Source organism: Phyllobacterium sp. P5_D12 (genome assembly GCF_054049495.1).
In genome coordinates this window covers 1-515 of record NZ_JBFUMG010001206.1, presented here as the reverse complement: position 1 = coordinate 515, position 515 = coordinate 1, and the positions used below count along the sequence as shown (strand labels likewise).

The following is a 515-nucleotide window of genomic DNA, read 5'->3' as shown; positions in this document are numbered from 1 at the left end:
CGGGTCGCCTCGCCATAGGCGCGCAGTTGCAGCAGCGGCGCCTGGTGGGCGCTGGCCTGCAGCGTCTCCACGAAGCGGGCGACCTGCAGTTCGATGATCGCCTCGGCTTCGGCGGCGGCTTCGCGGCGGCTGCGGCGGTTGTCTTCGACCGCGCGCTCCAGGTCATCGACGGTGTACAGGAACGCATCCTGCAGGTCGCCCACGCCGGCCTCGATGTCACGCGGCACGGCCAGGTCGAACAGCAGCATCGGTTTGTGCTTGCGGGTCTTGAGCGCAGCGGCGACGTGCGCGCGGGCGATCACCGGCTGGCGCGCGGCGGTGGCCGAGAACACCACGTCGGCCTCACCCAGGTGACGCTCCAGTTCGCTCAGCGGCAGCGCCACGCCGCCATGCCGGCTGGCCAGGTCCTGCGCATGGGCCAGCGTGCGGTTGGCCACGAGCAGGCGCCGCACCTTGCCTTCGCTGAGGTGGCGCGCGGCCAGCTCGATGGTTTCCCCCGCGCCGACCAGCAGCAC

1 pseudogene is annotated in these 515 nt (G+C 72.0%); it reads right to left on the bottom strand.

From position 1 onward, the window contains the following. Window positions 1-515: pseudogene (locus ACXJ5O_RS29525) on the bottom strand (hypothetical protein); the annotation flags it as partial.